At 35.2% G+C, this 25,739-nt stretch carries 22 protein-coding genes and 1 pseudogene; 7 read left to right on the top strand and 16 right to left on the bottom strand.

Translation table 11 applies throughout. The features are described 5' to 3' along the window. Positions 1–13 precede the first annotated feature (13 nt). Genes lepA through era form a run of 4 tightly spaced genes read left to right on the top strand, consistent with a single transcriptional unit; the run spans position 14 to position 4,411 of the window. A complete protein-coding gene (lepA, locus tag A9G08_RS02545; RefSeq protein ID WP_065562181.1) occupies positions 14–1,810 on the top strand; it encodes a translation elongation factor 4 in 1,797 nt (598 codons plus the stop codon). Positions 1,811–1,830: 20 nt separating this feature from the next. Beyond that, positions 1,831–2,829 carry a signal peptidase I gene (gene lepB / locus A9G08_RS02540; protein ID WP_065562180.1) on the top strand — a complete coding sequence of 333 codons (999 nt, stop codon included), beginning with the start codon at positions 1,831–1,833 and terminating at the stop codon, positions 2,827–2,829. Between the two features lie 5 nt (positions 2,830–2,834). Then, entirely contained in the window at positions 2,835–3,509 is a 675-nt protein-coding gene (gene rnc, locus A9G08_RS02535) for a ribonuclease III (RefSeq protein WP_065562460.1), read from the top strand. Further along, positions 3,506–4,411 carry a GTPase Era gene (gene era, locus A9G08_RS02530; RefSeq protein ID WP_065562179.1) on the top strand — a complete coding sequence of 302 codons (906 nt, stop codon included), beginning with the start codon at positions 3,506–3,508 and terminating at the stop codon, positions 4,409–4,411. Before rnc ends, era begins: the two co-directional genes overlap by 4 nt. Before the next feature lie 81 nt (positions 4,412–4,492). Here the strand turns inward: era and A9G08_RS02525 are convergent, their stop codons facing one another. The 4 genes from A9G08_RS02525 to A9G08_RS02510 all read right to left on the bottom strand — a co-directional run bounded on the left by A9G08_RS02525 (position 4,493) and on the right by A9G08_RS02510 (position 9,971). Further along, a complete protein-coding gene (locus A9G08_RS02525) occupies positions 4,493–5,185 on the bottom strand; it encodes an L-ribulose-5-phosphate 4-epimerase (protein WP_065562459.1) in 693 nt (230 codons plus the stop codon). Between the two features lie 75 nt (positions 5,186–5,260). Beyond that, on the bottom strand, positions 5,261–6,676 hold the full coding sequence (locus A9G08_RS02520) for a sugar porter family MFS transporter (RefSeq protein ID WP_065562178.1): 1,416 nt from the start codon (positions 6,674–6,676) through the stop codon (positions 5,261–5,263). An 83-nt stretch (positions 6,677–6,759) separates the two neighbouring features. Next, positions 6,760–8,268, bottom strand: a complete 1,509-nt coding sequence (gene araA, locus A9G08_RS02515) for an L-arabinose isomerase (RefSeq protein WP_065562177.1) — start codon at positions 8,266–8,268, stop codon at positions 6,760–6,762. Positions 8,269–8,309: 41 nt separating this feature from the next. Next, positions 8,310–9,971 carry a ribulokinase gene (locus A9G08_RS02510; RefSeq protein ID WP_065562176.1) on the bottom strand — a complete coding sequence of 554 codons (1,662 nt, stop codon included), beginning with the start codon at positions 9,969–9,971 and terminating at the stop codon, positions 8,310–8,312. Between the two features lie 203 nt (positions 9,972–10,174). Here A9G08_RS02510 and araC point away from each other — a divergent pair. The 3 genes and pseudogenes from araC to purD form a co-directional block, all read left to right on the top strand. After that, positions 10,175–11,020: pseudogene (gene araC, locus A9G08_RS02505) on the top strand (arabinose operon transcriptional regulator AraC); the annotation flags it as partial. 195 nt (positions 11,021–11,215) lie between these two features. Continuing rightward, a complete protein-coding gene (gene purH / locus A9G08_RS02500; protein ID WP_065562174.1) occupies positions 11,216–12,808 on the top strand; it encodes a bifunctional phosphoribosylaminoimidazolecarboxamide formyltransferase/IMP cyclohydrolase in 1,593 nt (530 codons plus the stop codon). Positions 12,809–12,834: 26 nt separating this feature from the next. Further along, the gene (gene purD, locus A9G08_RS02495; protein WP_065562173.1) at positions 12,835–14,124 is read left to right on the top strand and encodes a phosphoribosylamine--glycine ligase; all 1,290 of its coding nucleotides are present in this window, start codon (positions 12,835–12,837) and stop codon (positions 14,122–14,124) included. 163 nt (positions 14,125–14,287) lie between these two features. Here purD and A9G08_RS02490 read toward each other — a convergent pair whose 3' ends face one another. From A9G08_RS02490 to A9G08_RS02435, 12 genes are read right to left on the bottom strand one after another with little or no spacing between them, the layout of a single operon-like run. Further along, positions 14,288–15,514 carry a beta-ketoacyl-ACP synthase gene (locus A9G08_RS02490; protein WP_065562172.1) on the bottom strand — a complete coding sequence of 409 codons (1,227 nt, stop codon included), beginning with the start codon at positions 15,512–15,514 and terminating at the stop codon, positions 14,288–14,290. Further along, positions 15,511–16,242 carry a 3-ketoacyl-ACP reductase FabG2 gene (locus tag A9G08_RS02485; RefSeq protein WP_065562171.1) on the bottom strand — a complete coding sequence of 244 codons (732 nt, stop codon included), beginning with the start codon at positions 16,240–16,242 and terminating at the stop codon, positions 15,511–15,513. The genes A9G08_RS02490 and A9G08_RS02485 overlap by 4 nt, the downstream gene beginning before the upstream one ends. 5 nt (positions 16,243–16,247) lie before the next feature. Next, positions 16,248–16,721 (bottom strand): ApeP family dehydratase, encoded by a 474-nt coding sequence (locus A9G08_RS02480; RefSeq protein ID WP_065562170.1) that lies wholly within the window; start codon positions 16,719–16,721, stop codon positions 16,248–16,250. Continuing rightward, complete coding sequence (locus A9G08_RS02475; protein WP_065562169.1) at positions 16,721–17,902, bottom strand: beta-ketoacyl-[acyl-carrier-protein] synthase family protein; 1,182 nt, start codon at positions 17,900–17,902, stop codon at positions 16,721–16,723. Before A9G08_RS02475 ends, A9G08_RS02480 begins: the two co-directional genes overlap by 1 nt. Further along, positions 17,903–18,469 (bottom strand): DUF3261 domain-containing protein, encoded by a 567-nt coding sequence (locus A9G08_RS02470; RefSeq protein ID WP_065562168.1) that lies wholly within the window; start codon positions 18,467–18,469, stop codon positions 17,903–17,905. Next, positions 18,466–20,793: an MMPL family transporter gene (locus A9G08_RS02465; RefSeq protein WP_065562167.1), complete on the bottom strand. Its 2,328-nt coding sequence runs from the start codon at positions 20,791–20,793 to the stop codon at positions 18,466–18,468. Before A9G08_RS02465 ends, A9G08_RS02470 begins: the two co-directional genes overlap by 4 nt. Then, positions 20,771–21,376, bottom strand: coding sequence for an outer membrane lipoprotein carrier protein LolA (locus tag A9G08_RS02460; RefSeq protein ID WP_065562166.1), 606 nt, complete (start codon positions 21,374–21,376; stop codon positions 20,771–20,773). Before A9G08_RS02460 ends, A9G08_RS02465 begins: the two co-directional genes overlap by 23 nt. Next, positions 21,373–21,795 (bottom strand): acyl-CoA thioesterase, encoded by a 423-nt coding sequence (locus tag A9G08_RS02455; RefSeq protein ID WP_065562165.1) that lies wholly within the window; start codon positions 21,793–21,795, stop codon positions 21,373–21,375. Before A9G08_RS02455 ends, A9G08_RS02460 begins: the two co-directional genes overlap by 4 nt. Continuing rightward, positions 21,788–23,521, bottom strand: coding sequence for a glycosyltransferase family 2 protein (locus A9G08_RS02450; protein ID WP_065562164.1), 1,734 nt, complete (start codon positions 23,519–23,521; stop codon positions 21,788–21,790). The genes A9G08_RS02455 and A9G08_RS02450 overlap by 8 nt, the downstream gene beginning before the upstream one ends. Beyond that, positions 23,512–23,862, bottom strand: coding sequence for an ApeI family dehydratase (locus A9G08_RS02445; RefSeq protein WP_065562163.1), 351 nt, complete (start codon positions 23,860–23,862; stop codon positions 23,512–23,514). Before A9G08_RS02445 ends, A9G08_RS02450 begins: the two co-directional genes overlap by 10 nt. After that, positions 23,859–25,235, bottom strand: a complete 1,377-nt coding sequence (locus A9G08_RS02440; RefSeq protein WP_065562162.1) for an AMP-binding protein — start codon at positions 25,233–25,235, stop codon at positions 23,859–23,861. The genes A9G08_RS02445 and A9G08_RS02440 overlap by 4 nt, the downstream gene beginning before the upstream one ends. Then, positions 25,205–25,738: a hypothetical protein gene (locus A9G08_RS02435; protein WP_176701509.1), complete on the bottom strand. Its 534-nt coding sequence runs from the start codon at positions 25,736–25,738 to the stop codon at positions 25,205–25,207. Before A9G08_RS02435 ends, A9G08_RS02440 begins: the two co-directional genes overlap by 31 nt. Between the last annotated feature and the right edge of the window lies 1 nt (position 25,739).

Genomic DNA, 25,739 nt, shown 5'->3' with positions numbered 1-25,739 from the left:
ATAACTTATTGATATGAATAAAAATATCCGCAATTTTTCAATTATTGCTCATATTGACCATGGTAAATCAACGCTTTCTGATCGTATTATCCAAATCTGTGGAGGACTTTCTGATCGTGAAATGGAAGCTCAAGTTTTAGACTCAATGGATCTGGAACGTGAACGTGGTATTACAATTAAAGCACAAAGTGTTACTTTAGATTATCATGCTAAAGATGGCCAAACATATCAGCTAAACTTCATCGATACACCAGGACATGTGGATTTTTCATATGAAGTTTCTCGTTCACTTGCTGCATGTGAAGGTGCATTACTTGTTGTTGATGCAGGGCAAGGTGTTGAAGCGCAAACTCTTGCAAACTGTTATACAGCACTTGATATGGACCTTGAGGTTGTACCAGTACTTAATAAAATCGACTTACCGGCAGCCGAACCTGAAAGAGTGGCAGAAGAGATTGAAGACATTGTTGGTATTGATGCTAGCAATGCAGTAAGATGCTCGGCTAAAACCGGAGTAGGTGTGGTTGATGTGCTTGAACAACTCGTTCATGATATCCCTGCGCCAGAAGGTGATTCGAATGCACCACTACAAGCACTAATTATTGATTCATGGTTTGATAACTATTTAGGTGTTGTATCACTAATTCGTATCAAGAATGGTGAGTTAAATAAAGGTGATAAAATCAAAGTTATGAGTACAGGAATGACTTATAATGTTGATCGCCTAGGGATCTTTACTCCAAAACAAATAGATAAAGACTGCTTGCATTGTGGTGAAGTAGGTTGGGTTGTTTGTGCAATCAAAGATATATTAGGAGCACCTGTAGGGGACACGTTAACTTTAGCAAAATCTCCAGCAGACAAGCCACTACCAGGATTTAAAAAAGTTAAACCTCAAGTATATGCAGGATTATTTCCAACTAGTTCTGATGATTACGAAGCATTTCGTGATGCATTAGGAAAACTAAGCCTTAACGATGCCTCGCTTTTTTATGAACCTGAAAATTCAGGTGCGTTAGGATTTGGTTTCCGTTGTGGTTTCCTTGGTTTATTGCATATGGAAATCATTCAAGAACGATTAGAAAGAGAGTATAATCTTGATTTAATTACTACTGCACCAACAGTAGTTTATGAGGTTTTGACTACTCAAAATGAAATTATCTATGTTGATAGCCCAGCAAAATTACCTGCGGTGAATAACATTCAAGAACTTCGTGAACCTATAGCTGAATGTAACATATTAGTTCCACAAACGTATTTAGGTAATGTAATTACTCTATGTGTTGAAAAGCGCGGTGTACAAACCAATATGGTTTATCATGGTAATCAAGTTGCATTAACTTACGAAATTCCAATGACTGAAGTTGTTTTAGATTTCTTTGACAAACTGAAATCAACTTCACGTGGTTATGCCTCTTTAGATTACAGCTTCAAACGTTTCCAAGTCGCAGACATGGTTAGGCTTGATGTATTAATTAATGGTGAGCGTGTTGATGCATTAGCACTCATTACCCATAAAGACAATGCACCATACCGTGGGCGTGAACTAGTCGAAAAGATGAAAGATCTTATTCCGCGTCAGCAATTTGATATCGCGATTCAAGCTGCAATTGGCAACCACGTCATAGCTCGTTCAACAGTTAAACAACTTCGTAAAAATGTTTTAGCTAAATGCTATGGTGGTGATGTAAGTCGTAAGAAAAAACTTTTACAAAAACAAAAAGAAGGTAAAAAGCGCATGAAACAAGTAGGTAATGTAGAATTACCGCAAGAAGCGTTTTTAGCTATTCTACATGTTGGTAAAGATTAATCAGTTAAAGAGGATAAAAAATGGCTAACTTATTCGCCATCATATTAACAATAGCAACATTCATTACTGCGATCTTTTGGTTTTTAGAGAAGTACCGATGGAAACCTGCTAGACAACGTAAAGTTGAAGAGATTCGTAAGCAAGCTAATGGTGAAATTGATGGTAAAATTTTGGCAGAAGTTGGAAAACCTAAAGGCTGGATTGAAAATTTAGCATCGTTTTTCCCTGTTCTTTTTGTGGTTTTTGTTATTCGATCATTTATATATGAACCATTTCAAATTCCTTCTGGGTCAATGATGCAAACACTATTAGTTGGTGATTTTATTGCTGTTCAAAAGTTTTCATATGGATTACGTGATCCGATCACCAATACTGTCTTAATTTCAACCGGTCATCCAAAACGTGGTGAAATTGCGGTTTTCAAACACCCCAATGGATCTAATATAGATATTATTAAACGCGTTGTAGGTTTACCTGGCGATAAAATTGTCTATTTGTCTAATGAAAAGAAAATTCTCATTTATCCAGCTTGCCAATCAACCGATAATAATTGTGTTGGTCAGCGTTCTGAACCATTAGATTTACATTACACTCAACCACAACCAAGTAATTGGAAAGAAGTGAACGAAATGGGGAAAAACCCAGGCTTTTATACAATAGAACAATATAAAGACAAAGGTATTGTTGATTCTAACTCTAGAATTACATTAGATATGAAAATTCAACAAGAAACCTTAGGTGAAATTACTCACGATGTTCTAACAACGCCTGGAAAAATGGAAGATACAAGTTATTTTTATCATCAAAATGGTCAACCGATAGCAACATGGGTTGTTCCACAAGATAACTATTTTATGATGGGTGATAACCGTGATAACAGCGGTGACAGTCGATATTTTGGCTTTGTCCCTGAAAAAAACTTTGTTGGTCGAGCTACAACTATTTGGATCAGTTTTGAAAAACAACCTGATAAATGGCCAACAGGAATTCGTTTTAGCCGTATAGGTGGAATCCACTAACTGTGATGAAAAATTTGAATCAACTACAACAAGCTATTGGATATCAGTTTAAAAACACATCTTTACTTCAGTTAGCACTAACTCATCGTAGTGCTAATAAAATGCATAATGAACGCCTTGAATTTTTAGGTGATTCGATATTAAGTTTTGTCATTGCTGATGAACTTTATCATCGATTTCTCAAGCAAGATGAGGGTGATCTTAGTCAAATGCGAGCAAGTTTAGTATGTGGACAAACACTTGCTGAAATGGGTAAAGAATTCAAATTAGGTGATTACCTAATTTTAGGTCAAGGTGAATTAAAAAGTGGTGGTTTTCGCCGTGAATCCATTATCTCTGATGCAGTAGAGGCTATCATTGGTGCTATTTATCTAGATAGTGATATTGAAAACATTCGCCGCATAATTTTATCTTGGTATCAAAAACGCTTAGATGAAATTCAACCTGGTATTAAGCAAAAAGATGCTAAGACACGTTTACAAGAATATTTGCAAGGTATACGACATGAAAGACCATGTTATTTAATTCTTGAAGTTACTGGCGACAATCATGAGCAAGAGTTCTTAATTCAATGTAAAATTGAAAACGATGATCACCAATACTTAGGGCGAGGTTTAAGCCGTCGCAAAGCTGAACAAGCCGCAGCTCAAGAAGCATTAAACCAATTAGGAATAAAATGACAGAATCAAAACAACATTGTGGATTTGTTGCCATAGTCGGTAGACCAAATGTCGGCAAATCAACACTATTAAACCAACTACTTGGTCAAAAAGTATCAATCACCTCACGTAAAGCGCAAACAACGCGTCACCGTATTGTCGGAATTGATACCCAAGGCGATGATCAAATTATCTATATTGATACACCAGGTTTACATATTGAAGAAAAAAGAGCGATTAATCGCTTAATGAATCGTGCTGCTAGCAGTTCAATTGGTGATGTTGAATTAGTTATTTTTGTCGTGGAAGGAACCCACTGGACTGAAGATGACGAAATGGTTGCAGGCAAACTCAAAGATTGCAAGGCACCTATACTGTTAGTTATAAACAAAATTGATAATGTAACAGATAAAACCCAACTGTTACCACATATCCAAGAAATTAGCCAAAAAATTAACTTTTTAGATGTTGTGCCAATTAGTGCAGAAAAAGGTGAAGGGATTGACATCATCAAAGATATTGTCAAAAAACATTTACCCGTTGGTGAACACCATTTTCCTGAAGATTATATCACTGACCGATCACAACGATTTATGGCTTCAGAAATCATCCGAGAAAAACTAATGCGTTTTTTAGGTGATGAATTACCTTACTCGGTTACGGTTGAAATTGAACAATTTAAAGTTGATGAACGTACTGGCATGTACCGCATTAATGGCTTAATCCTAGTTGAACGCGATGGACAAAAGAAAATGGTCATTGGCAACAAAGGTGAAAAAATCAAAAAAATCGGTATTGAAGCCCGTAAAGATATGCAACTTTTCTTTGATAACAAGGTGCATTTAGAATTATGGGTTAAAGTCAAAGCTGGTTGGGCTGATGATGAGCGAGCATTACGTAGTTTAGGTTATAGTGACGATTAATCTAACTCTCTAAAAAATCAGGCAAAAGTTTGCCTGATTTTTTTTATCTACTTGCAGTAGATTGATATTATCCAAAAATATCTAACCCTGCCCATAATAAGCATTTTGTCCATGCTTACGGAAATAGTGTTTATCCAATAATTCTTGTTGGATTTTTATGCCGACATTTAGATTGCGTGTAGCTAATGCCATAGCAGCGACTTCTTCTAAGACAACAGCATTATGAACAGCATCATCTGCATTTTTTCCCCAACTAAAAGGACCATGTCCGGATACCAATACACTAGGTATTGCCAATACATCAATGGATCGTTTAGTAAACTCTTCAATAATCACTTTACCTGTATTGAGTTCATAATTGTTAATTATTTCAGTTGGTGTTAACTGGCGAGTGCAAGGAATATCTCCATAAAAATAATCTGCATGAGTTGTACCTAAAGCTGGAATATCTAACCCTGCTTGAGACCAAATTGTTGCGTTTCTTGAATGAGTATGAATAACTCCACCAATTTGTTCAAAAGCCTTATAAAGCTCAATATGCGTTTGTGTGTCGCTTGAAGGATTAAGTTTACCTTCGACTTTTTTACCATCAAGATCGACAATAACAATATCATTCACTTGCAACTTATCATAAGCGACTCCTGACGGTTTGATAGCAATAACACCGTTACTTCTGTCAATTGCAGATACATTCCCCCAAGTAAATGTCACAAGCTGATAATAAGGTAATAATAAATTTGCTGCTAAAACATGTTCTTTTAATTCAGTAAACATATTAACATCCTGTTTGATAATAAATAAAACATCAGGAATAAACATAAAACAATATCAATTGTTCTAATATAAACCTCAATGATCATCTCCAATATGACGAAGTTTTTTACCTAACATCAGATTTTTTTCGATACGTTCCAATGAAATATTTTTGGTTTCAGGTACAAAGAAAATTACAATGAAGATAAATAAAACATTCATGCCGGTATATAACCAAAATGTTTGAGCAACACCTATATGATTTAATAATGTAAGGAATGTTGCACCAATTATCATATTTGAAATCCAATTGGTCGCAGTTGAACAAGTCACACCAAAATCACGGCTTTTTAAAGGTTGAATTTCAGAACATAAAATCCACACCACTGGTGCTGCACTCATTGCATAACCACCAATACACATAATTGCCATTCCAACTGCTGCATAGGATGTAAATGATGATGGATTACCATTTTCGATAAGTTGCAAACAAATACCTAGTACTAATGTACCTAAAGCCATAATACCAAAACCAACTTTTAGAATTGGTTTTCGTCCTAATTTATCAACAGTAAAAATTGCAATAAATGTAGCTAACACAAAAGTAAGACCAACAATAATTGTAGCAATCATTTGTTGCTGGGTACTTTCAAATCCTGCAAGGCTAAAGATTTTTGGTGCATAGTACATAATAATATTCATACCGGTAAATTGTTGCATCGCTTGTAATGCCATACCAAGATAAACTGTTCTGCGTACATTTTTGTTTGCTTTAAACAGTGTCCAGCCTTCCTGTTTTTCCTGTAAACTATCCTTGATATCATTAAATTCTTGTTGAATTTTTACAGGATCGCTACGAATTGATTTTAAAACTTTCTTAGTTTCATTTAATCGTCCTTTTGATGCCAACCACCTAGGACTATTAGGCAGGAAAATCACTACTATAAACAATATGATTGCAGGTATAGAAATGATACCAAGCATCATTCGCCAATCACCTGTATAGCTAAAATAAGTATCTGATAAAAATGCAACTAAAATACCAATTGTGACTAAAAGTTGGTAAGCAGCAATCATCTTACCGCGAATGTTTTCTGGCGCCATTTCAGAAAGATAAAGTGGCGCCGTATAGGATGCAATACCAACAGCAAACCCCAAAATAACTCGCCAGACTAAAAGAACTTCTACATTAGGTGCTAAAGCTGATCCAAAGCAACTTATAATAAAAAATAAGGCGCCCGCTAATAAGCTATATTTTCTACCTAAATAAAAAGATAACCAACCATTGGATAGAGCCCCCAAAGCAGCTCCTAACATCATTGAACTCACTACCCATTCTTGTAGCTGAGTAGTTAGTTCAAACTGAATAGTAATAAACGGTAAAGCTCCCGCAATTACACCTATATCTAGACCGAATAGTAGACCGGCCATTGCAGCTGAAAAGCCGATTAGAAAGGTCATTTTTTTTGCAGAATTTATTTCCATTTTATTCGTTGTTAAAGACGTATTCATATCCACCTCTTTATTCCCTTTATTCTGTAATTTTGATAATAATTGGAAATAATATTTCCAATTATTGAACTAAAATAAATTTATCAAGCATAAGGATTACAATACGCAATCTCATTCCAACGCAATTCATTCCTGAAATCATTAATTTGGGTACTTTCATCAATAACTAACAACTCAATGTTATGCAGTTGTGCATAAAGTCTGAAATAATCCATAGAAAGTGCTTGGGTATAAACAGAATGATGTGCAGCACCAGCAAGAATCCAGGCTTCAGCTGATACTTTTAACGATGGTTTTGGTTTCCAAACTGCACATGCTACAGGTAGTTTTGGTAGTGCATAAGGCTGTTTGATTGTCTCGAGTTCATTCGCAACTAGTCTAAAGCGGTTACCAATATCAATTAAACTGGCATTGATTGCTAAACCAGGTTTTGCAGGGAAAATAAGTCGAGCAGGATCGGCTTTACCACCAATGCCCAAATGTTGAATATCAAGTAAAGGTTTGATGTCATCGTCTATAATAGATGGGCAAACTTCTAACATATGTGAGCCGACAACTAATTCATTACCTTCAGTAAAATCATAGGTATAATCTTCCATGAAAGCGGTACCACCTGAAAGCCCTTTGGCCATTAATTTCATGGTGCTTAGTAATGCTGCGGTTTTCCAATCACCTTCACCAGCAAAGCCATAACCTTTAGCCATTAATCGTTGGACAGCAAGTCCTGGTAATTGTGCCATACCGTATAGATCTTCAAATGTTGTGGTAAATCCGCCATAATTACCTTGTTTAAGGAATTGCTCAATACCTAATTCGATTCTCGCTGCGTCAATTAAGTTTTGTCTTTTCTCTCCACCAATTTGGGCGACGGGAGCAAGTTTATAAAGTGTTTCATATTCATCAATTAGCTGATTGACATCACCTTCAGCAATTGAGTTAATGACTGAAACCAAATCACCACCTGCATGAGTGTTGACTGAATAACCAAATTTAATTTGTGCAGAAACTTTATTCCCTTCTGTTACAGCAACTTCGCGCATGTTGTCGCCAAATCTAACGATTTTCATGGTTTTTTCTGCATTAATTGCCACACAAACTCGCATCCATTTCCCAATTTGCTCATGAACATCTTTATCTTTCCAGTAACCAGTTACCAGAGAATGAGGTTGGCGCATACGAGAACCGATAAAACCAAATTCACGTCCTCCATGTGCAGTTTGGTTAAGATTCATAAAATCCATATCCATTGAATCCCACGGAACGACTTTATTAAATTGAGTATGAAGTTGTAGAAGAGGTTTTTGTAGATGAGTTAATCCATTAATCCACATCTTAGCTGGTGAAAATGTATGTAACCATGTAATTAATCCAACACATTTTGAAGAATAATTTACTTCCTGACAAAGGTCATATATATCTTCAGGTTTTGTTGCGAGTGGTTTAAGAACAATTTTAACGGGTAGATTTGCTTCATGATTAAAATAATCTGTTACCTCTTGAATATTTCTTTTAATTTGTTCAAGTGCTTCTGGCCCATAAAGGTGTTGACTACCTGCAACAAACCAAATTTCAGCTTCTGAATAAACAAACATAATGGACTCCTTTATAATTTATTCATATTTTGTAAATTAAATTAAGCGTTATAGTTGGGTTCACTAGAGGCTGACCAAACTAAATACTTTTTATATAATTCTTCATATATAGGGACCTTGTTATCATCAGGGATAAAGGTGGTTTCAAGCTTACTAGACATACTACTTTGAGCGGTGGAAATATCGGCATAAACATCTGCTGCAACAGCTGCAAAGATTGCTGCACCTAATGCACAACATTGTTCTGAACTCACAACGGTCAGCGGTTTATTCATTACATCTGCACAAGCTTGCATAATAACCGGGGATTTTTTAGCTATTCCTCCTAAAGCGACAATTTCATTAACGGGCACATCTTGATTAATAAAGCATTCCATAATTGCTCTAGCACCAAAGGCCGTTGATAAAACCAAGCTTCCAAATAATGTTGCAGCATCCGTTGAAATCGTTAAATTGGTTATAACACCTTTGATTCGTTGATTGGCATAAGGGGTTCGTCTACCATTAAACCAATCAAGCGTTATAGGGATTGTGTCTAGATTTGGATTTTCTGCCCAAGCTTGAGCAATATCATTTAATAATTTATGTTTTAACTCCTTCACTATTGGTTGAGATTCTGGTGAGATTGAAACTAACTTTTCAAGAGGCCAACACAAGAGTTTTTTATACCATGCATAGATGTCTCCAAAAGCTGATTGCCCGGCTTCAAGGCCTATAAAGTTTGGTATTACACTACCATCTACTTGACCACAAATGCCTTTAATTGAACGATTATTTATAACGTTTTGTTCTGCCAATAAAATATCGCAGGTAGAGGTGCCAATTACTTTAACTAATGTATAAGGTTTTGCGCCTGCACCAACCGCACCCATGTGACAATCAAATGCACCACCAGAAATTACGGTCGATGTTGGTAATCCTAATTTTTCTGCCCACTCTTGGGTAATAGTGCCCACTTTATGATTTGCGGTATAAGTCTTTTCAAATAAAGGATAAGGTAAGTTATTAACTAAACTTGGGTCGAGTTTTTCAAAAAACTCATAAGGGGGTAAACCATTCCATTCTTCGCTCCAAAAACATTTGTGACCGGCAGCGCATCGACCATGCTTTATTGCATTTGGCGCTGTCGTTCCTGAAAGTAAAGCGGGTACCCAATCACAGAGTTCAATCCAAGAAGCCGAAGCATTTTTTACAGCACTGTCTTGACGAAAAATATGCATAATCTTCGCCCAAAACCATTCTGAAGAATAAACTCCACCACAATATTCCAAATATTTAGAGTATGGTTCAGTTTTGCACACTCTATTAATTTCTTCAGCTTCGTGTACCGAGGTATGATCTTTCCATAAAATAAACATTGCATTAGGATTGTTCATAAATTCTGGTTTTAAAGCTAACACATCGCCATTTTCATCAATAGGTGCTGGGGTAGAACCTGTTGAGTCCACACCAATAGCAACTATATTTTGTGCATCAGATCTAAGTTGATTGACAACAGATTGTATTGATTGAGTCATTGACTCAATGTAATCAAGGGGATGATGCCTGAACTGATTTTTTTGCGGATCACAAAACTGGCCCTTAGACCAGCGTGGGTAATAAACTACTGCTGTAGCTAACTCTTTCCCATTTTGACAGTCGACCGCTAAAGCTCTGACAGAATCACTACCAAAATCCAATCCAATGGTTATTTTTTTATTCATCCGCTAACACCTCAAAGACTAATTAAATGGAGTTTTTGGGAAGAATAAATAATTATCGATAAAACAAGTAGGTATGTTGTTGCTATAAATATAGACGATTCTGCACACCTAATTTGTTTTGTGATGTAGATCTCACAATTATCACTATTCAAAAAATATTTTTATGTAAAAATAAAATAGTTTCAAAAAATTGGTGATGACAAATGAGCAATAAACAACAAAATAACCCTTTGTTACCTGGTTATTCATTTAATGTCCATCTTGTATCTGGTTTAACACCGATCGAAAAAGAAGGAAAATTTGATTTTTTCATTGATCGTCCTAATGGATTAAATGGTTACATTATTAACCTCACTTATGCAGGCCAAGGTACTATTTATCGTGATGATGAATCATTTAATTGTTATCCCGGTGACTTTGTTCTTTTTCCTCCCAAAGAACCCCATTTATACGGACGTAAAGAAGATGAGAATAATTGGTTTCATTTTTGGGTATATTTCAGACCAAAATCAACATGGAAATATTTATTAAGTTGGGAAAACCGATTAAAAGAAACGGGATTTTATCGCCCTAATACCCAAGTAAAAGATGAACTAGAACAGCTATTTATAAAAATTGTCGAGGTAGGGCAATCAAATACGATATATTCTGAAAATTTAGCTATGAGCATGTTAGAGCAATTCTTGATACGTTGCGCACAAGAGACTTCTTGCACTAATCCTCCTAAAATAGATACCCGAGTACTACAAGTTTGCAACTATTTAATTGATACTCTGGATGAAAATAATTTTACGCTTGATATCGTATCGCAGAAAGTGTGTTTGTCGACATCACGAATTGCTCATATATTTAAAGACCAGATTGGTATGTCTATTGGAGAATGGCGACAAGAGCAACGGGTAAATCGTGCAAAACTGTTATTGCAAACCACTAATATGAGTATCGCAGAAATTAGCCGTTCAATCGGATTTGATGATCAACTTTATTTTTCGCGAATCTTCAAAAAAAGAATTGGTCTATGTCCTCAAAAATATCGCAATAGCACTCGAGAACAAAATGAAAGAAAAATCCAAAGTGTCAACTCGCTTTACTTTTATGATAAGCAAAATGACCATATCATTGAATAAATACAAATTATTAGGTAATTATTTTTTCAGAAAGTTAATACTAAACATCGCTCCTCGTTTTATATATAATAGCCGCTCACAGACTTGGATTTAGAATATCAATTTCGGAGCTTTTTCATGCAGCAGTTTCGTCCTATCCGTCGTGCTTTACTCAGTGTTTCTGATAAAACAGGAATCATTGAATTTGCTAAAGCTTTATCTGAACGTAATATTGAACTCCTTTCTACTGGTGGCACCGCCAAACTTTTAATCGACAACCACATTCCTGTTACCGAAGTATCGAATTATACGGGATTCCCTGAAATGATGGATGGTCGAGTCAAAACGTTACATCCTAAAATACACGGTGGTATTTTAGGGCGTCGAGGGATTGATGACGAAGTGATGCAACAACATCAGATCGCACCGATTGATATGGTGGTTGTCAACTTATATCCTTTCGCGAAAACGGTAGCTGACCCAAATTGTAGTTTAGAAGATGCGATAGAAAACATTGATATTGGCGGACCAACTATGGTGCGATCTGCAGCTAAAAATAATAAAGATGTCGCCATTGTTGTTGATTGTCAGGACTATAGCACAATCATTGATATGTTAGATAAACAGCAAAATTGCCTCTCTTTCAAGTATCGATTTAGCTTAGCAATAAAAGCATTTGAACATACTGCTCAATATGACGGTATGATCGCTAACTATTTTGGTAAACTTGTACCTCCATATTATGGCGATACTGAAAAGCCTGCTGGTGAATTCCCTCGCACTTTAAATCTACAATTTGTTAAAAAACAAGATATGCGATATGGCGAAAACTCACATCAACATGCAGCTTTTTATGTGGAAGAACATCTTGAGCAAGGTTCTATTGCTACTGCCAAACAAATACAAGGTAAAGAGCTATCTTATAACAATATTGCCGATACCGATGCTGCATTAGAATGTGTAAAATCATTTGATGAACCAGCTTGTGTAATAGTTAAACACGCTAACCCATGTGGTGTTGCGGTGAGTGATAACATCTTAAATGCCTATCTTAATGCTTTTAAAACCGACCCAACTTCTGCCTTTGGGGGCATTATTGCTTTTAATCGCCCATTAGATGCTAAAACAGCCCAAACTATTGTTGATAAACAATTTGTTGAAGTAATTATTGCACCATCGGTTGATCAAAACGCTTTGGCCATTACACAAACGAAAAAAAATGTTCGAGTATTAGAATGTGGCGAATGGCCAGCGAGCACAAAAGCCAGTTTAGATTTAAAACGCGTTAATGGCGGATTGCTTGTACAAGATCGTGATTTAGGTATGGTAACCAAAGACCAATTAACGGTAGTTACCAAACGACAACCGACTGAAAAAGAGTTATCTGATGCACTATTTTGTTGGAAAGTGGCAAAATTTGTGAAATCTAATGCTATTGTTTACGCTAAAGATAAGATGACTATTGGCATTGGTGCAGGGCAAATGAGTCGTGTTTATTCGGCCAAAATTGCTGGAATAAAAGCACAAGATGAGAATCTAGAAGTTGCTGGTTCAGTGGTGGCTTCTGATGCATTCTTCCCGTTTAGAGATGGTGTTGATGCCGCGGCTGCGGTTGGTGTCACTTGTGTTATTCAGCCGGGTGGTTCAATCCGTGATGACGAAGTAATTCAAGCCGCTAATGAGCATAATATTGCCATGATCTTCACCAATATGCGTCATTTTAGGCATTAATTATAAAAGTATTGAAAGGACCTTGTATGAAAGTATTAGTAATTGGTAATGGTGGGCGCGAACATGCTTTAGCTTGGAAAGCAGCACAATCGCCATTAGTTTCTAAAGTGTTTGTTGCACCAGGTAATGCAGGTACCGCACTTGAGCCAAATTTAGAAAATATCAACATCAAAGCAACAGATATTGCTGGTCTACTCAACTTTGCTCAAGAGCAACAAATAGACTTAACTATTGTTGGACCAGAAGCGCCATTAGTGATTGGTATTGTCGATAGTTTTCAAAAAGCTGGATTAACTATCTTTGGTCCTTCAAAAGCGGCTGCTCAGCTAGAAGGATCAAAAGCTTTCACTAAAGATTTTTTAGCTCGACATAACATCCCAACTGCTGAATACCAAAACTTCACAGAAATTGAGCCAGCCATTGCTTATATTCGTCAAAAAGGTGCACCAATTGTGATAAAAGCTGATGGTTTAGCGGCAGGAAAGGGCGTGATTGTTGCCATGACACAAAAGGAAGCCGAAGAGGCAGTACACGATATGTTAGCGGGAAATGCCTTTGGTGATGCCGGTCATCGAGTCGTAATTGAAGAGTTCCTTGATGGCGAAGAAGCCAGTTTTATCGTAATGGTCGATGGTAAACATGTCGAACCAATGGCAACCAGCCAAGATCATAAACGTGTTGGTGATGGTGATACTGGTTTGAATACTGGTGGAATGGGCGCTTACTCTCCAGCGCCAGTAGTAACCGATGACGTCTTCAATAAAGTTATGGAAGAAATCATTTACCCAACCGTCAATGGCATGGCAAAAGAAGGCAATGTATATGTTGGTTTTCTTTATGCCGGATTAATGATTGATAAACAAGGAAATCCTAAAGTAATCGAATTCAATTGTCGATTTGGCGATCCTGAAACTCAACCAATCATGATGCGAATGCAATCAGACCTAGTTGAGCTCTGCTTGGCTGCCACAAAGGGCGAACTAAATACAGTAAAATCAAAATGGGATATAAGGCCTGCTTTAGGTGTAGTTCTTGCTGCTGGCGGATATCCAGGCGATTACAACACCAAAGATGTTATATTAGGTCTACCTACTGAAACAGATACTAATTGCAAAATCTTCCATGCCGGCACCTGTTTAGAAAACGGTCAAGTCTATACCAATGGTGGGAGAGTTCTATGTGTTACAGCTTTAGGCGATAGTGTTTCAGACGCTCAAAAACGTGCGTATGAACAAATTAAAAGTATCTATTGGCATGGTTGTTACTATCGTCATGATATTGGCTATCGAGCTATTGAACGCGAAAAAAATAAATAAATTTCACAAAAATAGCGCTATATAGCGCTATTTTTTTATCCACCATTAAGTCAAAAAAAGTTGAGGAGAGGGGTTTTTGAGGTTATTTTCAAACCACAAAAAAGCTTTTAGAGCTTAAAAAACCCCGTTCCTCAACTTTTTTTAGTTATTCTGATGACAAAAATTATACTCTTTTAATCACAATTGAGGTGTTAATTCCGCCAAAAGCAAAGTTATTAGTTTGAAAATATTCAATATCTAAATTTCGTCCTGAACCAACGATATAATCCAAATCACCACATTGAGGATCGACATTATTTAAGTTGATAGTTGGATTAAACCAGCCAGTATGCATCATTTCTAATGTTAACCATGCCTCTATCGCGCCACATGCACCAAGAGTATGACCAAAATAGCTTTTTAAAGATGATATTGGGGTTTTATTACCGTAGATATTGGCAACAGCATTACTTTCAGCAATATCTCCACGAGCAGTTGCGGTACCGTGAGCACTGATGTAACCAATTTGGCTTGGATCTAAACCTGCATCTTTGAGTGATTGTTCAATGCAATATTGGATTGTTTCTTGCCTTGGTTGGGTAATATGACTCGCATCACAGTTAGTTTTAAAGCCTATAATCTCACCATAAATTTTTGCTCCTCGAGCCATGGCGTGTTCATATTCCTCTAAAATTAATGCACCGGCTCCTTCACCAATAACTAACCCATCGCGATCCCGATCGTATGGTCTTGGTGATAACTTTGGTGTGTCATTAAGTTGGCTTGTAGCAAATAAGGTATCGAAAACAGCTGCTTCCGAAGGGCATAACTCTTCGGCTCCACCTGCTACCATAATTTTTTGCATACCGTATTTTATAGCTTCATATGCATAACCTATAGCTTGACTTCCAGATGTACAAGCACTTGATGTGGTAATTAATCGACCTTTTAAACCAAAAAATAAACCTGTATTAACTGCAGTTGTATGTGGCATCATTTGAATATAGGTCGTTGCGGTGATGTTGTTAGTATGCTTTTCATTTAACATGGTTGCAAATGATGCAACGGGTTGAGTACTACCTGTTGATGACCCAAACGCAATACCTGTATCACCATTGGTTAGCTCAGGCTCATCTAGTAATCCTGCTTTTTCTAATGCGATTTCAGTTGCTTTAGTTGAGAGTAATGATACTCTTCCCATTGAGCGAATCTTCTTCCGTGTATAGTGATCTGGTAAAACAAAATCATCAATTGGGGCACCAAGTTTGGTATGTAATCCATCGTAAATTTCCCATTCTGGCATATATCGAACAGCATTTTGAAGTTGTTTTAGTTTGAGCTCAACATCATCCCATTCATTACCAAATGCGGTGACGCCACCTGCGCCAGTTATGACTACTCGTTTTGTCATACCATTCCTCCATTAATAGAAATGACTTGTCTTGTTATATATCCCGCATTATCTGACATTAAATAACTTGCAAGTCCTGCGACTTCGTCAACGTGTCCCATTCGTTTAAGAGGGATCATGTTCATTGCTTCTTTTAAAGCGATTGGTTCCATATCTAAAATACCCGTGTCTATTAGACCCGGGGCAATGCAATTGACGGTAATTTTTCGTTTAGCTAATTCAAGTGCCAACGCTTTGGTTGCACCAATTACGCCTGCTTTGGCCGCGCTGTAATTGACTTGACCACGATTTCCAACGATGCCAGAAACTGATGATATAACTATAATTCTTCCACCATTACGTAGTCCAATCATGGGCATAATACAAGGATGTAATACATTGTAAAAACTATCAAGATCGGTATGAATTACAGCTTTCCAATCATCTTGTGTTAAAGCAGGGAAAGCACCATCACGGATAATACCTGCGTTATTAACAACACCGTAATAAGCTCCATATTGTTCAGTATCTGCTTCTATCATTTGCTGACATTGCTCAGTGTTGCTTACATCAAATTGAATTAGTCTAGCTTTTTGGGCGGTTTGTTCGATAATTTTTTGAGTTTCAATCGCCCCTTTTTTGTCACTATGATAATGTATGACGATATCAAAACCATCGGACGCTAGTTTACAGGCAATTGCTTTACCAATTCCTTTGCTTGCTCCAGTTACAAGTACTGTTCGACTCATAATTGTTATCCTTTTAATCGCTGGGAACCAAAAAGTTGTTCTAATTCACTAGGATCAGGTTCATAAACATTTAATTTACCTGATGCAACACATTGTTGATTTATACTGATATCACAATCAAAGTTAGCCAGTTTAGAATCAAAAAGAACTAAATTGGCGGTTATAATTAATTCACTATTAAGCTCAAATGAAGGTAAATTGGTTTTTATTGCTCGCCCTCCAAGTAACATGCCTAATTGTGGTGAGTGATTTTTTTTGGAATCATGATATCCATTCCAAACACCAATAGTTTGTGCCATTAATTCGATAGCATAAAAATTGGGTAGCTGATAATTATCAGTTAAAAATGGAGAAAGTATGCCATCTTTGGTAACTTGAACACTGCAAATGCATTGTTTTTCATCGACTAAATGAACTTTCTCAATCATGATCATGGGAGTTCTGTGTGGCAAATAGTAACTTGCTGATTGATATTGCATTATACTTTTCCAATAATAAGAGATGCATTATTGCCACCAAAAGCAAAAGAGTTTGACATAATGATTGGTGTTTGTAGCATCATTTTTTCTGTAACAATATTAATTTTATCTAGATTTTTATCATAAGGTGATACTGAAAAATCTTGCTGGGGTAAATTAATATTTTGTTTAAGTAATAAGTAACTAATTGCCAATTCAGTAATAGCTGCGCTACCTAATGTATGTCCTGTTAAATGTTTTGTTGAACTACAATAAGGTAAGTTTTGCTGAAATAATCGATAAACAGCTCTACTTTCAGCTTGGTCGTTAAGCACCGTTGCCGTGCCATGTAAATTAAGATAGCCAATCTGATTTGGTTTTAAGTTTGCATTTTCTAATGCCATTTCCATCGCAACTTGTGCTCCTATTCCTTCTGGATGAGGGGAGGAGATATGATAAGCATCGGATGATTCACCTACACCTAATAATGCAATATCACTTGATTCTTCTTTAGTTATTAACATTAATCCACTGGCTTCACCAATGTTTATGCCGTTACGGTCTTGTGCAAATGGCATGCAGGGATTATTCGATAGTGCTTCAAGCGCATTAAAACCATTTATTGGCATTCTGCTTAAACTGTCAGCACCACCGACAATGGCAGCATCAACTAATCCTGATTCAATCAGTCGTTGGCCACTTATTACGGCTTTTGCACTAGATGTACAAGCAGTGGAAATGGTATAGCTAGGACCTTGTAAATTGAGTAATTCTGTTAAAAAACACGATGGATTACCAAGTTCTTGTTGGTGATAATAGAAATGGGGTTGACAATGATGTGTCTTTAAATAGTGCTCAATGTTAACGTCGCCTTCGTGTATTCCAGAAGTACTAGTACCCATTATAACCGCAATTCTTTTTGGTCCATATTTTTCGATAACTTGTTGTATCTGCTGTTTAATTTGTAAATATGCAGCATAAAGTAATTGATTATTTCTTGTCGCATATTGCGTCAAATTGTGAGGAATGGAGGGAAGCTCCCCCGTTACTTTACCTAACCAAGTATTTTGGCCATTTAATAACCAACCCTTTTCTTGAGTCAAGTAGTGCTTTGCACAATAATTTTGGGATAAATTATCGATTATCTGTTGTTTGTCGTGTCCTAATGTGTTTATCGCGCCAAGCGCAGCAACATAAATCATCTATTCCATACTCTTAATTGTAATTTGATAACCAAATATAGCATGTTGAATTTTAATTGGTTTTCTAATGTCTGTTGAAGATTTTTGGTTATAAGTTATCTTAATGATTGTTTGTTTTTTATCATTGACAAGGGTCCTAAGTAAGTCGTTATCAATGAGTTGCCAATTTGCCGGTAATACGTTTTGCCATGAAATTGTTGGTAATATGCTTAGCATTATGTCTGATAATACTTGCTCAGGAGGAGGAAGTTGCTTAACAAATATATGTTGTTTTGCTTTAACTTTACTACCGTCGTATTCAATTTCAAACAAACGAATACCTATAGTGGATAACCCAATTACTTTCAATTGGTTATCTTTGATATCAACGATTACTATTACCGAGTTTTCTTGATTGTTATATTTAAAGGTTAATAGTTGTTGATCGTGATAGTCTTGAGTTAGATTTATCTTAGGCAAGTTAACTTTGGTTTCTTTGGTTAACCAAGCTTCTGATTTAGGTTGGGACGAGCAGGCTGAAATCAACATACTTAATAATAAAAAAGTTAAATATAAATATTTCTTCATCCTTTTGTCCCTAATATTTCTTGTCTATTATTGATGACTAGTGGTGCAAATAAAAATGCTGTAAAAATACCGCCAGTTAATACTAATCCAAATCCTTTTATGGCAACGGTATGGCTTATTATTAATAACCCAAAAGATAATATAGTAGTCAATGCCGCCATGCTTACTGCTAATAATGCACTTTGGTTTTGGCTTTTATTGTTGCTCAAAAATAGACTATAGTCGATACCAATACCAATAACAAGAATTAGTGCTAACATTGAGAATAAATTAAGAGTTTGATTGGTTATGCCATTAATAGCTAATGCTATACCTGTTGATAATAATGTAGGTAATGTGCTTTTTAATGCAGCTTTTAAACCATATTTGCGATGATAGAAGATAAAGCAAGAGCAAATAAGAATCACAGCACCAGCAATCAGCTGGGATAATTGTATTCGGTAATGGGCAAACATAGTGTTAAATTCTTCACGGCGATCAAGCCAATAGATTCCTTTATCTACTTCCGATAATTTTTTTATTTCAATGATATTTTTAATTCCATTTATTGGAATTAAAGTCGCGCTTTTTCCCGTTGGTAAGGTTAACCAAAGTAGTTTTCGACCTTGGCTAAGTTCACTTTGTTGCCATAGTTCTGGTGTAATAATTGGTTGTTCAAAAGTAGGTAAGTTAGCCTTAATTCCCATTTGTGTTAAAGAGGATATAATTTCAGGACTATATTGTTTAACAAATTCGATATTTTCTTGCTGTTTTTGGCATGAAGGTAAGTTTATGCTCTGATATTGTTCAAAATAACCTTCTGATTTTGCATGTTCAAGTTTAGGTAAAAAGTGTTCAAGTCGTTGTAAGGTTTGTTCAGCTGTATCACCAAAAACAACAAACCATTTTTGATCTGTTGTTTGACGGGTAATACTGATAATTTTTTGTTCTTGTAGTTGTAATTGTTCTGGCAATGCTTGTAGTTTGGCAATATCGTCATCAACTTTTAAATTAATAAACCCATAACCGATAAATAATAGAGCGATTGATACCATTATCAATTGCATCTGTTTATTTTTCCATAAATTTAGCCAGCTACTTAGTAACTTATAACCAACATCTTCACGTACTGGTAATTTGTTAACGAGCAGAGGATACCAGCATATTACAGTTAAAAAAGCACCGAGTAGACCAAAAACTGCAAATATTGATAATTGCTTTAAGCCCGGGAACGGCGCAATTAATAAGATTAGATAAGCAATAAAACTTGTGCATAACGCTAACGTCAAAGTTGAAATGAGTTTTTTTAAACTTGCATAAGGTGATTCTTGATTACCATGTAGCAGTCGTTCAGTTAAGTAATGCAGTGAATAGTCGACAGTTATTCCTATTACACTAGTACTCATAACAATTGTCATTATGTGAATTTCACCAAATAGGCTTAAAACAGCCACTAAACCACAAATAATTCCAACAAAAATTGATAGTATCGATAAAATAATTGGTCTTATCGATCGAAATACACTAATTATCAATATGATAATGCCTATAATTGATAAGCTACCGATGGTTGTTATATCATCTATAGCTTCACTGCTTGCGTAATCACTATAAAAAAGCACGCCTCGTTTTAAAATTTCAACATTTGGCCACTTTTCATGTAATTGTTTGGTAAGTTCATTTAATTGTGTGGTAATTTGGTGAGATTGGCTCATGTTAAATGATGAATTATTTAACTCAGCAAAAATCATGTACCATTGATTGCCTTGGTTATCTTGTCCTGATAACCAATTATTTTGAATGGTCAACCCACCTGAGTTAGCCAGTTGATTTAATTGAGATGAACGAGTTAATAATAATGGATCATTTTCCAATTCAGTTGCACTTATTCCGCTAAAAGGAGAATATAGCTGGCTTTTTATCCAATTCAGCTGAGTGCCATTTTTTAATCTTTCACTAGTTTTTGAGTCCAGTAGCTGATAACGATATTGAAAAGCAAACCTTCCCCAATTTTTTTGAAATGTTTCATCAAAATAACCGTTTACTTGGCTAATAAAAGATTGTTTTTTTAGGGTTTGATACCACCAATTAACTGGTTCTAATTCGCCATTAGTGGGCTTAATCAACCAGACAAGTTGCCTATCTAATCGTTTTTGAAAACCATCAATAAGTTCAGTAGGAACATTGTTGGTTTGCTCTTTAGGTAATAGAGATAAAACACTACTGTTGATTTTACTATTAGCTAAAAGGTAATAAGCAGCAAGAATCAGACAAGCGACCATCATCAACCATAAGATTGCTCTTCTTTTTAATGTTAATTGATTATCTGAATAGCAATTGTTCATCTTGATTTAATTTTGTCGTTTTATGATTTTTGAATGTAAGCTCTGTTTTGTCATTTTGCATATCATTAATAGTGACTTTTTCTAAATAGGATTTTCCACTAAGAATAATTTGTTTAAAAATTTTATTTAGCGGTGCTAATTTAGGTTTTAGCGTTAATGTCCAAATATTATTTTGTTCGGTGACTGTTATATCAAAATTATTTTCAAGCATCTCTTTATCTGCAGTGAAAATTGCCGTTAATAAATGATTGAACTGAAATAGCTGAGGTTGTTTTTCTGCAGTTATTATTTCTGGAGTTTGGTCTTCTATGCGTTGTTCCATTCGCTGTTGATTCATTTTCAATGTCATAGCAAATGGTGTATTTTGTTGCCACCATAGACCTAATTCCTTAGATATTATCATCTTTCCCGTTGAATGGATGGGTGATGTTAAACCATTAATATAGCGATCTTGGGTAAAATCAGCTCGAACAACTTGGTTTTTGCTAAATAGCAGCTGTATATCACTTAGCGTGATTGCACTCGTTATTGTTGAGAAAGTTAATAATAGTGTTGTTGCGAAAGCAACTAGGCATTTGTTCATTTAATTAATCCAAAGCAATTCAAAAATATATCAGGTGTAACAAAACACATTTCCTTGGTATCTGTAGAGACCGCAACTTGAGTTGTGTAGCCAGAAGTTGTTTTTTTACCAGTTTTTTTATCTTTTATTAGGTAGCTAATTTTTATGCGATGCTCATATTCTTCTAGTTTGGCAAAGATTTCTAAAGTTTGTTCTGCAAGGGCGGGTGCTGTATATTTTATTCTTGCATCGACAATAGGCCAAATATAACCCGAATCAACCATTTCTTTATAACCATAATTAAATTTTCGAAATAATGCTTCGCGAGCTTTTTCAAAAAATTTAAGATAATTACCATGCCAAACCACGCCCATGGCGTCTGTGTCATGGAAAGATGGTTTATAGTCGATGGTGATATGACAGTGATTAAAATTATTCATTTTTATTATTCGTTATTTCAGGTGGATTAAATTGCCAAAAATCGAAAAAATTGAACCAATCAAGTGGTGATTGTAAACAATAATATTCTAATCGATTGGCATAATACTCAATAGTTTGTTCTAGTTCCGCTTGTCTATTTTTTCTAGATAACTTTAGCTCATCAGTAAAATGTTCTAGATATATTTGGAATCGACCATTGGGTTTTAATCCCCAACAAAAGTAAACGGGGAACTTTAATGCAGAAGATAGTATAAATGGCCCTTTAGGAAAAGGTGCAGGTTTACCAAGGAAATTGGCCCAAACAATAGCATTTTCTGGCACTCTTTGGTAAGGATTAATTGATGTTCTGTCAGCAATGATAGCTACCCATTCACCAGCTTCTAGCTTTTGTTGCAGTATTATGGCAGTATCCGCTCCTAATGTAGCAACTTCTATTAGATTGATTATTGAATTTTGATTAACCTGTTTTAATACTTTGTTAAATCGTACAGCATTACCTTTATGCACTAAAGCATTTATTGTCACATTATGGGATAATTCTGCTAGTGCTCGACACATTTCAATATCACCTAAATGTGAACAAATTAAGATAATCCCCTTTTTTTCAGAAATTAGTCTTAAATATTCGCCTTTGTTTGGTGAATAGATATCATCAAGCTTAATATCGCCTTGCCAACTGGCTAGTTTATCTAACAGTGACTCACCAAATTGTTGAAAGTGTCGGAAAGAGGTTAATTTTTTCTTTTCAATCAATGGCACATTAGGATATTGTTTAAGGATTTTTTCTAAATATGCTTTGGATGCTTGTCGTTGTTTTTTCCCTGTTAACCAGAAATAACTGATAACTGGGAACATGAACATTTGAGCAACACGTCTTCCTAGAAGGCGATAAAGCATTAAAATTAACTTGATCCCCATTAAACCTTTGCGTTCGTCAGTTTGAGACCAGTGACTATCTTTATTTTTCTTACGTCGGTTTTGTTTTATTAATGCTGGAATTCGTGGCAACATGCCAAAAAATAGTCGAGTATGCATCCAAGTAATTAATAGGTTATCTTTGAATGCGTTAAAGTGAGAAACACCATCAGCGGGATAAGTGACATGTGTTGGTACAAAAATAGAATCAGTACCTTGCCAATATAGTCGAACCATTATGTCGGTGTCAAAATCCATTTTTTTACCAATTTGTTGTTGACTGATGAGGTGACAAGTCTGTTTTAATGGATAGACACGAAGCCCACACATGCTGTCCTTAATATTAAAACTTAAGGTTTCAATCCATACCCAAAAATGGGTAATATATCGCGCAATAAGTCGGTGTTTAGGAACTGAATCATCATAGATAGGACAACCAGATATTAAAGTGTTGGGATTTAATTGTGATTGTTCAATAAGCTGTTTGACAATTTGGCTATCATGTTGGCCATCAGCATCTATCTGAATGGCATAAGCAAAACCATGATCTAATGCGTGACTAAAACCACACATTACTGCCGCACCTTTACCTTCATTTTTAGTTAAACGCACTAAATTGACCCATGCATATTGTTTTGCTATTTCTGTCAGTTTTTGTACATGTTCATACGAGCTACCATCATCAATTAGAAAACAAGTCAATTGATAATGTTCAATATTTTGTAAAACACGCGGTAAAGCGTCACTATGATTGTAACAAGGTATAATAAAGCAATAGTTTTTTGATAGCGAAGGCTCAATTACTGACATAGTGTAAGCTTTCCTGTACTTGCTATGTTGCCATGCTGTGTAATAAAACTATAAGTGAATTTTAGCTTATTTTCATTCCAGAGTAGCGTTAGTTTTAGGCGATCATTAGGTAATATTGGCGATTGAAATTTTACCACCTCGATGGACGATATTGATAAGTTTGGATTAATTAATTTTTGGGCATAACCAATTACCCAATTAACCTGAGTCACACCTGGTAACACTGGTTGTGTAGGAAAATGTCCTTTAAACCAAAAAAGATCTGGCGGTATTGTGATTTCAATATTAGCTTCTGTTTCAGTTTTACTAATGCTTATTTCGTTGGGAAACTCTTTTTTCATATCTTATTTGGAGTATCGAATAATGCTTTTAAGTCAGTATATGTGCATTTTCCTTGCAAATTTTCCGGAAAACTTTCAATAAAACGCCATTTCTTAGGTATTTCAACTAATGATAATGTATCTTTAAGTAAATGTCGAAAATATTGTGTAAGTTTGAAATAATTAAAGTTATCTATTTCCTTACTATGAGATGGTTTTATTTTAATGATGGCGGCCAATATTGTTCTATTGTTTTTTTCTAAGGGAATAACAATTGCTTTTTCAACGGCTGTAATTTTATTGATCTGGTTCTCTATATAGGTTAAAGATAGGCGTTGTTCTGCAATTTTGACTATTTTATCCATCCGGCCTTTTAAATAAAATTTAATGTCATCTATTTTTTGTAATTTATCATTTAGTAATTCAGCTTGTGGTAATAAAGGTGATATTAATAATGATTGTTGATTGGGGGTATATTTTAATTGTAATGGGTAAAAGAGTTCCCAAGGTGTATTAAGCGATTTTTGTTGTCTTTTGGCTATAATACCTGTCTCACTTGAACCGTAAATTTCATAAGGTAACACTTTGAAATTCTGTAAACAAAATTGGGCATTTTCAAAACTAAGCTCACCACCAGATGAAAATACACAAGTACAGTTAATAGTAGATAAATTATGATCTAAATTTTTGATAATTGATGGCGTTGTGATGTAAGTAATGTTTTTAGATTGGTAAGTTGCTAATTGTTCTTGATAGAGTATTGTTTCACAAACAAAAGGTATTTTGGAGCTTAAAGAAAGCATTATTTTAAAGGTTAATCCATACATGTGCTCATGTGACACAGAAGCAATAAGTAAGTCACAAGGTGAAACTTTTAAATTATCTATTAATATATTAATTTCTCGCTCAAGTTGAGAAATAGATTTTTTAATTGGTTTTGGCAAACCTGTTGAGCCAGAGGTGAATAATGTAAATGATGTTTGTTTAAAATCCGGATTATTTTTTACTGATTTAACTGATTGATGTTGATTAATATTGCTGATGTTTATAATTGGCAAATTAGTTGGCAAATTAATATTTGTAAGATGTGTATCGGTTAATACAGCTTGATAATAGTGTAATAATTCGACATGCCTAGGATTTAGTAAAAGTGGATGCTTTCCTGAATATAAGAGAGCGAGAAATCCTGCAACAAAATTAAAACTATCATCCATGAATAAAACCCAATTTTCTTCAGTATGATTGTCTAATTCATTAACAATTATGCTAATTTGTTGTTTTAGATCTCCAACAGTTAAAGCTAGTTGCTTTCTGAATGCAATTATTTCATTATCTGGTCGTAATAATTGCTCGGATAATAAAACTAATGTTTTGCTTTTTGACGAACAATCCATTCTCCCCCCATTAATAATCCGATAAGAATATAACTTATTAATCCGTTATACATTGTCCACCAATAAATATTATTAATAAGACAAGTTATTAGTGCGATTAAACCATTTAGTATGAAAAATAGACACCAACATATAGTTACTTTTCTTGTATAGTTAATTGCACTTGCTGGTAAATTATCATGTTTTAATCTGGCGAATCTTTCGATAATATTTTGTGGCTGATACAATGAATATCCAAAAAATATTAAGAATAGAAGATTTGTTGCAACGGGGTAATAGAGCAAAAATTGAAATTTGTTAAATATCCAGCTGGTTAATGCTAAAAGCAAACCAAAGCAAGTTGTTACTTTTGCTAACCAACCAATATTTGAAAATAAATTAGGTAAGGCGATTAGCCTTAACACTAATAATGCAGCAATGCATAAAACAGCGATATTAATAATTTGATATTTTAAAGATAAGTAAATAACTATCGGATAGCAAAACAGGATTATTCCTGTCATT

It is taken from the genome of Gilliamella sp. wkB195, assembly GCF_001690445.1.
Lineage (GTDB): Bacteria > Pseudomonadota > Gammaproteobacteria > Enterobacterales > Orbaceae > Gilliamella > Gilliamella apicola_E.
This window is presented reverse-complemented; position numbering and strand designations above follow the sequence as displayed.